At 39.5% G+C, this 14,112-nt stretch carries 14 protein-coding genes; 9 read left to right on the top strand and 5 right to left on the bottom strand.

The genetic code is table 11. The features are described 5' to 3' along the window. Nucleotides 1–575: 575 nt before the first annotated feature. The 7 genes from LG369_RS05715 (at nucleotide 576) to manA (ending at nucleotide 7,926) form a co-directional block, all read left to right on the top strand. On the top strand, nucleotides 576–971 hold the full coding sequence (locus tag LG369_RS05715; RefSeq protein WP_225750564.1) for a CopY/TcrY family copper transport repressor: 396 nt from the start codon (nucleotides 576–578) through the stop codon (nucleotides 969–971). A gap of 10 nt (nucleotides 972–981) precedes the next feature. Continuing rightward, nucleotides 982–1,353: a cupredoxin domain-containing protein gene (locus LG369_RS05710; RefSeq protein ID WP_004252344.1), complete on the top strand. Its 372-nt coding sequence runs from the start codon at nucleotides 982–984 to the stop codon at nucleotides 1,351–1,353. A 9-nt stretch (nucleotides 1,354–1,362) separates the two neighbouring features. Continuing rightward, nucleotides 1,363–3,585: a heavy metal translocating P-type ATPase gene (locus LG369_RS05705; RefSeq protein WP_225750563.1), complete on the top strand. Its 2,223-nt coding sequence runs from the start codon at nucleotides 1,363–1,365 to the stop codon at nucleotides 3,583–3,585. A gap of 335 nt (nucleotides 3,586–3,920) precedes the next feature. After that, nucleotides 3,921–5,696 (top strand): pyruvate oxidase, encoded by a 1,776-nt coding sequence (gene spxB / locus LG369_RS05700; RefSeq protein WP_225750562.1) that lies wholly within the window; start codon nucleotides 3,921–3,923, stop codon nucleotides 5,694–5,696. A 59-nt stretch (nucleotides 5,697–5,755) separates the two neighbouring features. Beyond that, nucleotides 5,756–6,103 carry a VOC family protein gene (locus LG369_RS05695; RefSeq protein ID WP_225750561.1) on the top strand — a complete coding sequence of 116 codons (348 nt, stop codon included), beginning with the start codon at nucleotides 5,756–5,758 and terminating at the stop codon, nucleotides 6,101–6,103. Nucleotides 6,104–6,252: 149 nt separating this feature from the next. After that, nucleotides 6,253–6,831, top strand: a complete 579-nt coding sequence (locus LG369_RS05690; protein ID WP_225750560.1) for a DUF3592 domain-containing protein — start codon at nucleotides 6,253–6,255, stop codon at nucleotides 6,829–6,831. A 150-nt stretch (nucleotides 6,832–6,981) separates the two neighbouring features. Then, on the top strand, nucleotides 6,982–7,926 hold the full coding sequence (gene manA / locus LG369_RS05685) for a mannose-6-phosphate isomerase, class I (RefSeq protein WP_225750559.1): 945 nt from the start codon (nucleotides 6,982–6,984) through the stop codon (nucleotides 7,924–7,926). 42 nt (nucleotides 7,927–7,968) lie between these two features. On the opposite strand, the gene LG369_RS05680 is transcribed toward manA, so the two are convergent. After that, nucleotides 7,969–9,309: a sodium-dependent transporter gene (locus LG369_RS05680; protein ID WP_225750558.1), complete on the bottom strand. Its 1,341-nt coding sequence runs from the start codon at nucleotides 9,307–9,309 to the stop codon at nucleotides 7,969–7,971. 231 nt (nucleotides 9,310–9,540) lie between these two features. On the opposite strand from LG369_RS05680, the gene LG369_RS05675 reads away from it, so the two are divergent. Continuing rightward, nucleotides 9,541–10,281, top strand: coding sequence for a MerR family transcriptional regulator (locus LG369_RS05675; protein WP_225750557.1), 741 nt, complete (start codon nucleotides 9,541–9,543; stop codon nucleotides 10,279–10,281). Between the two features lie 32 nt (nucleotides 10,282–10,313). Here the strand turns inward: LG369_RS05675 and LG369_RS05670 are convergent, their stop codons facing one another. Genes LG369_RS05670 through LG369_RS05655 form a run of 4 tightly spaced genes read right to left on the bottom strand, consistent with a single transcriptional unit; the run spans nucleotide 10,314 to nucleotide 13,420 of the window. After that, the gene (locus LG369_RS05670) at nucleotides 10,314–10,769 is read right to left on the bottom strand and encodes an 8-oxo-dGTP diphosphatase (RefSeq protein ID WP_225750556.1); all 456 of its coding nucleotides are present in this window, start codon (nucleotides 10,767–10,769) and stop codon (nucleotides 10,314–10,316) included. 10 nt (nucleotides 10,770–10,779) lie between these two features. Continuing rightward, nucleotides 10,780–11,301: a DUF1697 domain-containing protein gene (locus LG369_RS05665; RefSeq protein ID WP_225750752.1), complete on the bottom strand. Its 522-nt coding sequence runs from the start codon at nucleotides 11,299–11,301 to the stop codon at nucleotides 10,780–10,782. A 38-nt stretch (nucleotides 11,302–11,339) separates the two neighbouring features. Beyond that, complete coding sequence (locus LG369_RS05660; RefSeq protein ID WP_225750555.1) at nucleotides 11,340–12,518, bottom strand: NAD(P)/FAD-dependent oxidoreductase; 1,179 nt, start codon at nucleotides 12,516–12,518, stop codon at nucleotides 11,340–11,342. 56 nt (nucleotides 12,519–12,574) lie between these two features. After that, complete coding sequence (locus tag LG369_RS05655; protein ID WP_004252360.1) at nucleotides 12,575–13,420, bottom strand: DegV family protein; 846 nt, start codon at nucleotides 13,418–13,420, stop codon at nucleotides 12,575–12,577. Nucleotides 13,421–13,544: 124 nt separating this feature from the next. Between LG369_RS05655 and LG369_RS05650 the strand changes: the two genes are divergently transcribed. Next, the gene (locus LG369_RS05650) at nucleotides 13,545–14,102 is read left to right on the top strand and encodes a TetR/AcrR family transcriptional regulator (protein ID WP_070677977.1); all 558 of its coding nucleotides are present in this window, start codon (nucleotides 13,545–13,547) and stop codon (nucleotides 14,100–14,102) included. The last annotated feature ends 10 nt before the right edge of the window (nucleotides 14,103–14,112 follow it).

The raw sequence follows: 14,112 nt of genomic DNA, 5'->3' as shown, positions 1-14,112 counted from the left end.
AGAGTGGGGAACGACCTTTTGATTCTTGATTTTTTGTTTTCATAAGTTCACTTCCTTTCAAAATCGGGTAAAAAAATAGACACCTCATTTTTTGAAGTGTCTACCTATTAAATATTCAAATTTTATTGGAAGTATCTTTATATCTTCACTTTTCAAGGATAAATCGTCGTATCAAAGCTCATTCATAAGTAGTAAATTAGTAGTAAATTGAGTGGTTTTGACCTTGATAAAGTGTGATAAGTCCAGTTTTTATGCGGATAACTAGATTTTTATGCTATTTTTATTTTAAAAAGAGTATTATTTTAATGATAATTGAATACAAATAATGATTATACTATCTTAGTAGTAGGAAGTTAAATAGTATCAAAAAATATTAAAATTTATTCATCTAGAAATGAAAAAAATTGTAGCTTTAAAAATCTCCTTTGAATAATATGTATTTTTTATCACAATGATAGACAAAATCTATTGGAAAGAGAAATTTTAAAATTTTTAGGAAATTTAGTTGACAAATGTAGATTTTAAGAGTATACTTGTATTTATAATTGACAAATGTAGATTTTGGAGGTGTGCTGATGCAGATTTCGGATGCAGAATGGCAGGTCATGAAAATTATCTGGATGCAAGGGAAACAGACTAGTACTGATCTCATAAAGGTATTAGAGAAAAGGTTCAGTTGGTCCAAATCCACGATCCAGACACTCTTGGCACGTTTGGTGGAGAAAGAATGTTTGACTCGAGAAAAGCAGGGCAAGTCCTTTGTCTATTCGGCCCTTTTAACTCTAGACGACAGTAGAGGTTTAATGGTTCAGGATATCAAAGACAAGCTTTGTTCTCGCAGAATAAAGCTCTTGCTAGCTGATTTGATTGAAGAATGTGACTTTACCCTAGCTGACTTGGAAGGCTTGGAAGAAGTGATTTCAAAGAAAAAAGCAAGTGCTGTAACAGAAGTAAAATGTAATTGTATGTAAAGGAGACGCTATGTTAAATCTATTTGTATCTATTGTTGTTTTAGGAATGATTGCTTTTATCCTCTTTTGGTTTTTCAAAAAACCGCAAGAAGATGCTAAGAGAGCCCAGCAAAAAAATGGCTATCAAGAAATTCGAGTGGAAGTCATGGGGGGATACACTCCAGGAACTATTATCCTCAAAAAATCGCAACCAGCTCGCATTATTTTTGATCGAAAAGATCCTTCACCTTGCTTGGATCAAATCGTTTTTCCAGACTTTGGAGTGCATGCAGATCTGCCTATGGGAGACCAATATGTAGTTGAAATCACTCCTGAAGAAGCAGGTGAGTATGGTTTCTCTTGTGGCATGAATATGATGCACGGTAAGATGATTGTAGAATAGGAGAATGATATGACTGATATTGTAAAAGCAAGTCTTGAAAATGGTGTTCAAAAAATCCGTATCACGGCAGACAAAGGCTACCATCCAGCCCACATTCAACTGCAAAAAGGGATTCCTGCTGAGATTACCTTTCATCGTGTGACACCTTCAAACTGTTATAAAGAGATTCTCTTCGAAGAAGAAGGGATTCTAGAACCAATCGCTCAAGACGAGGAAAAAGTCATTCGCTTTACGCCTCAAGACTTGGGCGAGCATGAATTTTCATGCGGCATGAAGATGCAAAAGGGGACCTACACCGTTGTTGAAAAAACTAAAAAGTCTCTCAGTCTTTTTCAGCGTTTTTGGATTACTAGTATCTTTACTGTGCCTCTTGTGATTCTCATGATTGGGATGTCTACAGGAGGAATTAGTCACCAAGTCATGCGTTGGGGCACCTTTTTAGCCACAACACCCATTATGCTGGTAGCTGGAGTTCCATATATCAGAAGCGCCTGGGCTAGTTTTAAAAAGCACAATTCCAACATGGATACCTTGGTTGCTCTGGGAACCCTAGTGGCCTATTTCTATAGCTTAGTTGCCCTCTTCACTGGTCTGCCCGTTTACTTTGAAAGTGCTGCATTTATCCTCTTCTTCATTCTTTTGGGAGCAGTTTTTGAGGAAAAAATGCGAAAAAATACTTCGCAGGCAGTCGAAAAATTATTAGACCTACAAGCAAAAACAGCAGAGGTTTTGCGTGATGATGTTTATGTTCAAATACCTCTAGAACAAGTCAAAGTTGGGGATCTCATTCGCGTTCGACCAGGTGAAAAAATTGCCGTTGATGGGACTGTGTTAGAAGGTGAAACGAGTATTGATGAATCAATGGTGACTGGGGAAAGTATTCCAGTCGATAAATCAGTTGGAGATGCTGTCATTGGTTCAACCATCAATAATAGTGGTACGATCATCTTTAGAGCTGAAAAAGTTGGTTCTGAGACTATGCTAGCTCAGATTGTGGACTTTGTGAAAAAAGCGCAAACGAGTCGTGCTCCTATTCAAGATTTGACAGACAAGATTTCTGGGATTTTTGTACCAGCAGTTGTCATTTTAGGACTTCTTACTTTTTGGGTCTGGTTTGTTTTACTTGGAGATAGCTTTGTGACGTCACTTCTCTACGGAGTTGCTGTTTTGATAATTGCCTGTCCTTGTGCACTAGGACTCGCGACACCGACAGCACTCATGGTTGGAACAGGACGAAGTGCCAAGATGGGGATTCTTCTCAAAAATGGTACAGTTCTACAGGAAATCCAAAAAGTCCAAACAATTGTTTTTGATAAGACAGGAACCTTGACCGAAGGGAAGCCAGTAGTGACAGATGTTATTGGTGATGAAAGAGATGTGCTAAGTTTGGCTGCTTCATTGGAAGATGTATCTCAACACCCGCTAGCTCAAGCTATTGTTAATCGTGCATCTGAACTAGGAATCAGTCTTTACCCAGTGGAAAACTTCCAAGCCTTGCATGGAAAAGGTGTGACTGGGATTATTAATGGTAAACAAGTCTTGCTGGGGAATGCTAAGCTCTTAGCTGACCTTGCTATTCCACATGATTATCAAGAACGATTTGATTTGCTTGAGAAAGAAGCAAAAACAGTTGTCTTCCTATCCGTAGATGGTGAACTAAAAGGCTTAATTGCCTTGCAGGATGTCCCTAAGGAAAATGCTCGAGAAGCTATTGCTAAATTGAAAAAACGTGGCCTTAGAACTGTTATGCTTACCGGAGATAATGCTGGAGTAGCGCATGCGATTGCAGAGCAAATTGGAATCGAAGAAGTGATCGCAAATGTCTTGCCAGAGGAAAAGGCACATGAAATTCACAAGCTTCAAAAGAATGGCAAATTGGCCTTTGTTGGAGATGGTATCAATGATGCGCCGGCCCTCAGTGTAGCGGATGTCGGAATTGCCATGGGCTCTGGTACAGATATTGCTATCGAATCAGCAGATCTTGTCCTTACAACCAACAATTTACTAGGATTGGCACGTGCTTTTGATATGAGTAAGAAGACCTTTAATCGTATTCTACTCAATCTTTTCTGGGCTTCTATCTATAACCTCATTGGTATTCCGATTGCAGCAGGAGTCTTTTCTGGTCTTGGTTTGGTACTCAATCCAGAACTTGCAGGATTGGCCATGGCCTTTAGTTCAGTATCTGTTTTAATCAGCTCTCTTATGCTTAATTTTACTAAAGTCGATTAATACTCTTCGAAAATCAAATTCAAACCACGTCAGCTTTATCTGCAACCTCAAAGCAGTGCTTTGAGCAACCTGCGGCTAGCTTCCTAGTTTGCTCTTTGATTTTCATTGAGTATAAAAAGGCGGTCTTAACCGCTTTTTTTGCTATTCTAAAACAGATTTTCAAAAACGCTTCCAAACTGTACTGTAATAGAGAATGGATTATTCTGAGCATATACTTAGAAATCTAAAATCAAATGTGATAAATTAGGATTGTAAATTTACTGAATCGTTTTCAAATAACATATAAAAGCGTTTTTTGTAAATATATGAAATTATTTTGAAGGAGAGTTATCATTATGACTCAAGGGAAAATTACTGCGTCTGCAGCAATGCTCAACGTATTGAAAACATGGGGCGTAGACACTATCTACGGTATCCCATCAGGAACACTCAGCTCATTGATGGACGCTTTGGCTGAAGACAAAGATATCCGTTTCTTGCAAGTTCGCCACGAAGAAACAGGTGCTCTTGCAGCGGTTATGCAAGCTAAATTTGGCGGATCTATCGGTGTTGCAGTTGGTTCAGGTGGACCTGGTGCAACTCACTTGATCAACGGTGTTTACGATGCAGCTATGGATAACACTCCATTCCTTGCTATCCTTGGATCACGTCCAGTTAACGAATTGAACATGGATGCCTTCCAAGAATTGAACCAAAACCCAATGTACAACGGTATCGCTGTTTACAACAAACGTGTAGCTTACGCAGAGCAATTGCCAAAAGTGATTGACGAAGCTTGCCGTGCTGCTGTTTCTAAAAAAGGTCCAGCCGTTGTTGAAATTCCAGTAAACTTTGGTTTCCAAGAAATCGACGAAAACTCATACTACGGTTCTGGTTCATACGAACGTTCATTCATCGCTCCTGCTTTGAACGAAGTTGAAATCGACAAAGCTGTTGAAATTTTGAACAACGCTGAACGTCCAGTTATCTACGCTGGTTACGGTGGTGTTAAAGCTGGTGAAGTAATCACTGAATTGTCACGTAAAATCAAAGCACCAATCATCACAACTGGTAAAAACTTCGAAGCTTTCGAATGGAACTACGAAGGTTTGACAGGTTCTGCTTACCGTGTTGGTTGGAAACCAGCCAACGAAGTGGTCTTTGAAGCAGACACAGTTCTTTTCCTTGGTTCAAACTTCCCATTTGCTGAAGTTTACGAAGCATTCAAGAACACTGAAAAATTCATCCAAGTGGATATTGACCCTTACAAACTTGGTAAACGTCACGCCCTTGACGCTTCAATCCTTGGTGATGCAGGTCAAGCAGCTAAAGCTATCCTCGACAAAGTGAACCCAGTTGAATCTACTCCATGGTGGCGTGCAAACGTGAAGAACAACCAAAACTGGCGTGATTACATGAACAAACTCGAAGGTAAAACTGAGGGTGAATTGCAATTGTATCAAGTTTACAATGCAATCAACAAACATGCTGATCAAGACGCTATCTACTCAATCGACGTAGGTGACACTACTCAAACATCTACTCGTCACCTTCACATGACACCTAAGAACATGTGGCGTACATCTCCACTCTTTGCGACAATGGGTATTGCCCTTCCTGGTGGTATCGCTGCTAAGAAAGACAATCCAGATCGCCAAGTATGGAACATCATGGGTGACGGTGCATTCAACATGTGCTACCCAGACGTGATTACAAACGTTCAATACGACCTTCCAGTTATCAACGTTGTCTTCTCAAATGGTAAATATGCCTTCATCAAGGACAAATACGAAGACACAAACAAACACTTGTTTGGTTGTGACTTCCCTAATGCTGACTATGCGAAAATCGCTGAAGCGCAAGGTGCTGTAGGGTTCACTGTAAACCGTATCGAAGACATCGATGCAGTTGTTGCAGAAGCTGTTAAATTGAACAAAGAAGGTAAAACTGTTGTTATCGATGCTCACATCACTCCACATCGTCCACTTCCAGTAGAAGTACTTGAGTTGGATCCAAAACAACACTCAGAAGAAGCAATCAAAGCCTTCAAGAAAAAATACGAAGCTGAAGAGCTTGTACCATTCCGCCTCTTCTTGGAAGAAGAAGGATTGCAATCACGCTCAATTAAATAATTCCTCTCGTGGAACTTAAAAAGATCGGAGCAATCCGGTCTTTTTGTGGAGGACAGTAAATGAATTTAAATCAATTAGATATTATCGTGTCAGATGTTCCCCAAGTCTGTGCTGAATTAGAGAGTATCTTGGATAAAAAGGCGGACTATGTTGATAACAGTTTTGCTCAGTTCACGATTGGCAGTCACTGTCTCATGTTATCCCAAAATCATTTGATTCCTTTGGAAAATTTTCAGTCAGGAATCATTCTACACATTGAGGTTGAGGATGTCGACCAGAACCAAAAGCGGTTAAAAGAGATAGGTGTCGATATTTTACACGGTCCTTGTGAAACGGATTGGGGAACAGAGTCCTTATTAGTTAAAGGCCCTGCTGGTCTAGTCATTGATTTTTATCGTATGAAATAGGATGCCTAGTCATTTGAAGTTAACCCTAATGATTCTTAAAACAGAATATGAGAATATGAACTATTGAAAGATCGGAGCAATCCGGTCTTTTTCTTTTTATGTATTTTCTGTTAAAATAGATGCATCATGATATTTTAAGGAGAAAAAAGATGCCAACAAGTTTCTTTCTATTATTTGGTTTAATGATGTTAGGCTTTGCTGCCTTCACCTATTTTATGTTCGACATTTTTATCTTTAGTAATTATAGAAATGCCAAGAGATGCACCGAAAGAACAGAAGGAGTTATTATCCGATATTCCTATGCTCTTTATAACGGAATTAGTCTCCCAGTGGTTGAGTACACTGTCGACGGGAACCAATACAAGGTTTTAGGACCGAAATTTCTATATGCGATTTCAAATACAATCAGTACTCCCTTGGGTTCGATCGTATCTGATGTCAAAATGGACAATTTTGAAGATGGGGAAATTCCTCAGGTTTTAAGATATAAAATTTATAGGAACAGTTTCATATCTTTAACCAAATCACCTTTAGAAGAGTATTTCCCAGTGGGTAGTAAGGTTGCTGTTTATTATGACCCTAAAAAACCAAAATATTCCTACGTAGAAAGACCTTTAAAACCAGGTCGTTATGCATGGCTGACTAAATGTTTAGTTTATTTCCTTGTTTTTCTGATGGTTGCTCTAGCTTTCTTTATAGTGTTCATTCTTCCAAATCTTGTGAACTAATAGTTTCTGGTAGATTTTTTAAAAGTATGAAATCCATATCGTTACTATTTTTATAAAATCTTCTCCCTACTTTATAAGATTGAAAAAAGAGTTCAATCAGAACTCTTTTTTTGCTATAATGAAGGGAGAAAAATCAGACAGGAGATTAAGATGTCAGAACCGTTATTTTTAAATTCTGTAATGCAAGAAAAAATCTGGGGTGGGACTAAACTACGTGATGAGTTTGGCTACGACATCCCAAATGAAAAGATTGGTGAGTATTGGGCAATCTCAGCTCACCCAAATGGTGTGTCTAAGGTAGCCAATGGTCGCTATGAAGGAACAGACCTCGCTACTTTGTATGCAGAACACCGTGAATTGTTTGGCAACCGTCCTGAGCCTGTATTTCCACTCTTGACTAAAATCTTAGATGCCAATGATTGGCTCAGTGTTCAAGTTCATCCAGACGATGCCTACGGGTTAGAGCATGAAGGCGAACTTGGAAAGACAGAGTGCTGGTATATCATCGCTGCAGATGAAGGCTCAGAGATTATTTACGGTCACAATGCTAAGTCTAAGGAAGAACTTCGCCAGCAAATCGAAGATAAAGACTGGGATGGTCTATTAACAAAAGTCCCTGTCAAGGCTGGAGATTTCTTCTATGTACCAAGTGGAACCATGCATGCTATCGGTGCAGGTATCTTAATCCTTGAAACGCAACAGTCTAGTGATACAACTTATCGTGTCTATGACTTTGACCGTAAGGATGATAATGGCAACTTGCGTGAACTTCATCTTGAAAAATCAATCGATGTTTTGAATATTGGCGAACCTGCAAACAGCCGTCCTGTGACTGTCAAAGCAGATGATTTGTGTTCAACTTTACTTGTCTCTAATGATTTCTTTGCAGTTTACAAGTGGGAAATCACAGGAAAAGTTGAATTTGAGAAGACGGCTGATTACAGCTTGTTGAGTGTCTTGGCTGGTCAAGGGAAACTAACTGTAGACGGAAAAGATTATCCAATTCAAAAAGGTAGCCACTTTATCTTGCCGAGTGATGTTGAAGCTTGGACCTTGGAAGGATCAGATTTAGAATTGATTGTTAGCCATCCATAAAAAGAAAAGACTTGAGAGATATTCTCAAGTCCTTTTTTGTATTTACATAAATTGGGCGATAAAGACCACGATGATGATAATTGGAATGATGAAACGAAGAAGGAAAAGCCAGACTTGGAAAAGTCCTTGTTTCCAAGGTGTTTCATCAAGATGAAGTTCCTCCATTGCCAGTGTTTTCTTGAAAATATAGCCTGTAAAAAGGGACAAGCAGAGAGCACCGAAAGGCATAAGGAGGTTGGAAACCAAGAAATCCATGGCGTCAAAGAAGGTCTTTCCAAAGATATGGACATCAGCCATAAGACCATAGGATAGGGCCGAAGGGATACCAAAGACAAAAGTTAATACCCCTAAAATCATACTCCACTTAGCACGCTTACGATTGTCTTGGTTGGTGATGTTACCAACATTGATTTCAAGCATAACGACTGAAGAAGTTATCGTCGCAAAGAGGAAAAGCAAGAGAAAGAGGATATAGAAAATAGTACCAAAAGGCATATTGTCAAAGAGTTGCGGCAACACGATAAAGAGGAGACTCGGTCCACCTTCAGATTGGATATTAAAGGCTGACATCGCAGGGAAAATCGCAAGTCCAGCCATGATAGAAACTGAGATGTTTAAGGCTACGATGGACATTCCTGATTGGACCAGCTTGGTCTTCTTGTCTAGGTAGGAAGCGTAAGTCAACATAGCTGTAACACCGAGAGATAAAGCAAAGAATGATTGCCCTAGAGCGTAGAGAAGTCCAGCACTTGTTAGTTTTGAAAAGTCAGGTTTGAGGAAGTAAACGACGCCTTCCATGGAATTTGGCAAGCTAAGAGAACGCCCGATAATAATGACAAAGATGATAAAAAGTAGGGGCATCATAACCTTAGATGCTCTTTCAATACCTTTTTGAACGCCGTGTGATACGATGAAAATATTGAGGAAGATAAAGGCTGCTTGGGCTCCTAAAGCAATAACTGGATTAGAAATGATGGAAGAGAATTGCTGGGCATAATCTCCATTTCCGATTAGGTGGAATAATCTTCCAATCTCGATACCAAGGTATACCAGAATCCAACCTCCAATGACACTATAAAATGAGAGAAGGATGAAAAGAGCAAAGGCACCAATCCAACCAATAAAGTTGTACTTTTGATTGTTTCCAAGTTTGCCAAAGGTTTTGATTGCTGACACGCTAGCGCTTCGACCAAGGGCAAACTCAGCCAGTAGAAGAGGGAAACCAATTAAAATTGTCGAGATAAGAAAGACCAGTAAAAATCCACCACCACCATTAGCAGCAGTCATGTAAGGGAACTTCCAAACAGCTCCAAGACCAATAGCAGAACCAGCAGATGCAAGGATGAAGCCCAGTTTTGAGCCCCATTGCGATTTTTCAGACATCGTTAAAACTCCAATCTATTTTTAAAATAAGAAAAGGCTACTTGAATTGTCAAATAGCCCTCTCTCAATTGCTCTTTAAGAGCCTTTTATTTGATTGATAGACTTGATTATCCTATCATGTTTTCTGAAGCCTGTCAAGAAAGCGATTTTCAAGTTTTCATAAAAAATATGATAAAATACTTGACTCTACCCTAAGGTAAGGGGATATACTATTCATGTGAGGAGGAAATCATGTACCATATCAAAGAAGCTGCGCAACTTTCAGGTGTCTCCGTCAAGACCCTCTACCATTATGATAAGATTGGACTCTTAGTTCCGTTAAAGTCAGAAAATGGCTATCGAACTTACAGTCAAGAGGATTTAGAACGACTTCAGGTTATCCTCTATTACAAGTATCTAGGCTTTTCTTTAGAAAAAATAGCAGAGTTATTGAAGGAAGATACGACAGATATATTGTCACATTTAACTAGACAGTTGGATTATTTAACCCAGGAGAGGCAACATCTGGATACCTTAATTTCAACCTTACAAAAAACCATTCAAGAACAAAAAGGAGAAAGAAAAATGACCATTGAGGAAAAATTCATGGGATTTAGCTATCAAGATCATCAAAAATACCATCAAAAGGCGGTAGAAGAGTATGGACAAGAAGTCATGGACCAAGCTCTTGAGCGCCAAAAAGGTCGCGAAGACGAGTCTACGGCCGCCTTTAACCAAGTCTTTCAAGCCTTGGCTCAAAATCTTCAATCTGGTTTAGCTGCAACAGCGGTCGAAAACCAAGAGCAAGCAGCCAAACTCTTGCAAGCCATTCGAACTTATGGATTTGACTGCTCTAATGAGGTATTCGGTCATATCGGTAAAGGCTACGTCTACAACCCAGAGTTCAAGGAAAACATTGACAAATTTGGACCTGGAACAGCTCAGTACACATCAGATGTCATTGCTCACTATGTTCGAGCTCAGACAAAATAAAAGTCGGCGGAGTGATCTCTGCCGATTTACTGTTATTTGAGTTGGTAAAACCAGTCTTCCCCATCCTTATAGTAAAAGAATTCACTGAGGTCCTCTTCGAGAAAAACACGAAGCATATCAGACATATCCTCAGTAGCTAGTTTGAGATGAGATAGATTTTCAAAATCCTCCCACCAGACTTTTCCTTCGTCTGAAGATTGGAGCTCACCAGTAAAGTGTTCTGTTTTGTAAAAGAGGACAACATAACGAAAGTCCTCGTCATCATACCAGTCTTTGATACCACAGAGTTGGGGTTTAGAAATGGTCAGACCAGTTTCTTCCTTCACTTCGCGAATGACAGCATCGACAAAGGATTCGCCACGTTCAACATGACCACCAGGAAAAGTAATGCCAGGCCAGTTAGGACTAAGTCGGTCTTGAACTAGGACCTTGTCCCCATTTTTAATCAAGCACATGTTGACAAATTCGACTGATTCTCTTCTGATCATATTATTTTTCCTATTTTGTTAGTAATTTTTCTACCACGTTTAACTTTCGCATGGTCAGATCAACGCCGAACAGCTTTTCAAGATAGTTGGTATTAAGTTTTTTTCGTTTTGCAGTTCTAGGGAGATAGAGGTAAAGACAATGGTTGCCGATACAAATTTCTTCTTCACCATATTCACTATCCAATTTTTCTAATGGTAGACTTTGGATATCATTTTGAAAAAGGATCACATGTATTCGGTCAAAAAGATAGTGTTTTCCAAATGGGTTTTCTTGGACAATTTTTGCAAAATCATTTTTGTTCTTGATTACCATTTTTAAATCAGCACCAATTTTTTCCTTTATTAGAGTGTGAACCTGTTCTCGTATTTCTTCCAGAGATAAGTCACTTTCAAGAATGATATTCCCACTTTGAATATAGGTTCGAACGTGTTGAAAATCAGCCTCTATCAAGATATCTACTAGATAAGACATTTTAGGGATAGCATTTTTTCCATTAGGAGTAACTCCCCTTAGTAAGATAATATGTTCCAAAGTAGTTCCTTTCTTATCTAACATCCTTAGATACTAAATCATTTATAGATTAAGTTTGAGCCTGCCACCCAGCCAGTACAGAGGGCAGAAGTGATGTTAAAGCCACCCGTGTGGGCATTGATATCTAGTACTTCGCCAGCAAAGTGGAGTCCAGGAACCAGTTTGCTTTCCAGCGTTTTAGGATTGATTTCCTTGAGACTAATACCTCCTTTGGTAACAAAGGATTTAGCAAGGGACATTTTGCCAGTTACGGGAATTTTAAGAACTTTGATAGACTGGACAAGTTGGTCCCGTTCTTTTTCAGTTAGCTGTTTAACTTTTTCAGGGTATCCTTGCACAAAGAATTCTGCTAAGCGTTCTGGCAACAAAGATTTCAAGGCATTTTTTAAGGATTTTTCACGATTTTCTTCTAGAAATGCCACCAAGTCGCTCTCAGAAAGCTGAGGCAAAGTGTCTAAGGAAAGTATCTCACCACCCTTGACAAAGCTTGACATACGCAGGGCAGCAGGGCCTGACAAACCAAAGTGGGTAAAGAGCAAATCATGAGTAATGACGTGCTTGCTATAACTGAGGGTTACATCATCTAGGGAAATTCCCTGCAAGGCCTTATGAGGAAAATCTGTCAATAAGGGACTTTCAGCAGCTTCAAGCTCTGTAATGGTGTGCTTAAAATGGCGAGCAATCTCGTGGCCAAAACCAGTCGAACCAGTCGAAGGATAAGACTTACCACCTGTTGTGACGATGAGTTTATCACAAGTGAAGGTCTGGTCTGCTGACTTAAGGACAAACTGGTCGTCTATCTTTTTAACAGAAACAATCTCTGTTTGAGTGGCAATTTGCCCACCAAGTTCAATGATTTTCTTTTCCAAGGCTTCGATAATGGTTCGCGATTTATCGCTAGCTGGGAAGACACGTCCGTGGTCTTCAACCTTGAGTTTAACACCATTTTCCGTGAAAAAGTTGATGATATCATGGTTATCAAACTGGGAGAAGACACTGTAAAGAAATCGCCCATTTCCAGGGATGCCAGCTAGTAGGTCGTCTAAAGTGCCGTTGTTAGTCACATTGCAACGACCACCGCCAGTTCCAGCTAATTTTTTTCCAAGTTTCCGATTTTTTTCAATGAGAAGGGTTTTCTGCCCGTAAAAGCTACTGGAAATCGTAGCCATCATACCAGCAGGGCCCCCTCCGATGACAATAGTATCAAAATGTTTCATAAGAGTATTGTACCATAAAAAAACAAGAGATGATTAGACATCTCTTGTCAGATTTATTAGTTGATTTCGTATCCCATGAGGAGCCCGCCTTCTTCCGCATAGAAACTGCAGAGTCCAGAAGTTGGGATGATTCTAATGTCAGCTTGTGGGTATTTTTCTCGTAAGAGCTCTGAGAGCTGTTGGCAGAATTTTTCATTGCTGCGGTGAGCCATGACGATACGCCCACCAGCATAGCCAGCTTTGATTAACTCTTCATAGGCGGCTTGAAGAGACTTTTTAGCACCACGAGCTTTTTGGAGGAGTTCTAAGGTTCCGGTTTCGCTTGCTTCCCCAACCATACGAATATTGAGGAGCCCGACAACTGTACCAATAAGCTTACTCAATCGACCGTTTTTAACCAAGTTATCCACTTTAGCAAGAACGAACAACAACTTCGTTTTTTCTTGGTAAGTAGTAATCACTTCAACGACTTCTTCAAAAGAAAGTCCTTGGTTGATCAAATCATTGATCTTTTCGACGATTAGGTCAACTTCCCCACCAGCTGATAAGCTATCGATGACATGAATCTGAGTATCAGGGTGTTCTTCGAGATAGATATTCTTAGCTAATTGAGCACTATTGTGGCTACCAGAGAGAGTTCCAGTGATAGTCACTACAAAAATATGTTTGGCACCTTCGAATGCTCGTAAGTAATCATCAGGACTAGGGCAGGCTGATTTTGAAGCTTCAGAAGTCGCATACATAGTTTCCATCATCTTATCGATATCCAGATTGGCATCATCGACAAAGACTTGATCTGCTACCTGAATCTTTAAGGGAACACTAACAAATTCAGTATCAAAAGCAAGGTTTTCCAGCTGGCGATAATCACAACCAGAGTCAGCTACAATCTTCCAAGTCATAGAAATTCTCCATCTTTATCACTTATACATTGACAAAGGTTCTGTCTTTTTTTACAATTATATCATGAAAGCCCTTGAAACAAAAGTAGTACCTCTCTGTTGTCACAAGTAGAAAGAAATTGTTATGTCTGAACGTAAAATATCTGAAAAATCGCTTGAAAACCTTAGAAAATCAAATCAAGAATCTAATTTGCTAACCAGAGAAGCGATTGAAACAGCTCTTTTGCAACTCTTGGAGAAAAAGGAGTTGGCTAAGATTAGCATTTCTGAGTTGGTCAAGCGTGCTGGCGTTTCTCGTGCAGCTTTTTATCGAAATTATGAATCCAAAGAAGAGATTTTAGAAAGTGTCTTTAAACGTAGCGTCCATAACATCATGGAGCAATTGAGTCATTACGATGTTAAAACAGACCTTTATCTTGTATGGGTTCACCTCTTTAGAGAAGCCAAGAAAGAAGCCAAAGTTATTCAGCTTGCACTAGACTATCACTTAGAAAAAATCTTTGTGCAAGCCATGCAAGAATTTTTAGAAAAATACTATGGAAAATCAAAAGGAGTCAGTTCTTACCTGCATTCTTTTTGGAGTTCGGCCATCGTATCGGTCTTGCTTAAATGGATCAAGGATGGGATGAAGGTTCCTGCTGAAAAAATCGCAGATCTACGCCTGCCATTTTTCAAAAAATAAATCAAGAGGA

It is taken from the genome of Streptococcus sp. Marseille-Q4154, assembly GCF_916700545.1.
GTDB classification, from domain to species: domain Bacteria; phylum Bacillota; class Bacilli; order Lactobacillales; family Streptococcaceae; genus Streptococcus; species Streptococcus infantis_I.
This window is presented reverse-complemented; position numbering and strand designations above follow the sequence as displayed.

Coding starts and splice junctions, on each gene's coding strand:
- LG369_RS05660 (WP_225750555.1), bottom strand. CDS start 12,518: ATGAAACATTTTGATACTATTGTCATCGGAGGGGGCCCTGCTGGTATG.
- LG369_RS05690 (WP_225750560.1), top strand. CDS start 6,253: ATGCCAACAAGTTTCTTTCTATTATTTGGTTTAATGATGTTAGGCTTT.
- spxB (WP_225750562.1), top strand. CDS start 3,921: ATGACTCAAGGGAAAATTACTGCGTCTGCAGCAATGCTCAACGTATTG.
- LG369_RS05655 (WP_004252360.1), bottom strand. CDS start 13,420: ATGACTTGGAAGATTGTAGCTGACTCTGGTTGTGATTATCGCCAGCTG.
- LG369_RS05715 (WP_225750564.1), top strand. CDS start 576: ATGCAGATTTCGGATGCAGAATGGCAGGTCATGAAAATTATCTGGATG.
- LG369_RS05710 (WP_004252344.1), top strand. CDS start 982: ATGTTAAATCTATTTGTATCTATTGTTGTTTTAGGAATGATTGCTTTT.
- LG369_RS05680 (WP_225750558.1), bottom strand. CDS start 9,309: ATGTCTGAAAAATCGCAATGGGGCTCAAAACTGGGCTTCATCCTTGCA.
- LG369_RS05705 (WP_225750563.1), top strand. CDS start 1,363: ATGACTGATATTGTAAAAGCAAGTCTTGAAAATGGTGTTCAAAAAATC.
- LG369_RS05695 (WP_225750561.1), top strand. CDS start 5,756: ATGAATTTAAATCAATTAGATATTATCGTGTCAGATGTTCCCCAAGTC.
- manA (WP_225750559.1), top strand. CDS start 6,982: ATGTCAGAACCGTTATTTTTAAATTCTGTAATGCAAGAAAAAATCTGG.
- LG369_RS05675 (WP_225750557.1), top strand. CDS start 9,541: ATGTACCATATCAAAGAAGCTGCGCAACTTTCAGGTGTCTCCGTCAAG.
- LG369_RS05670 (WP_225750556.1), bottom strand. CDS start 10,769: ATGATCAGAAGAGAATCAGTCGAATTTGTCAACATGTGCTTGATTAAA.
- LG369_RS05650 (WP_070677977.1), top strand. CDS start 13,545: ATGTCTGAACGTAAAATATCTGAAAAATCGCTTGAAAACCTTAGAAAA.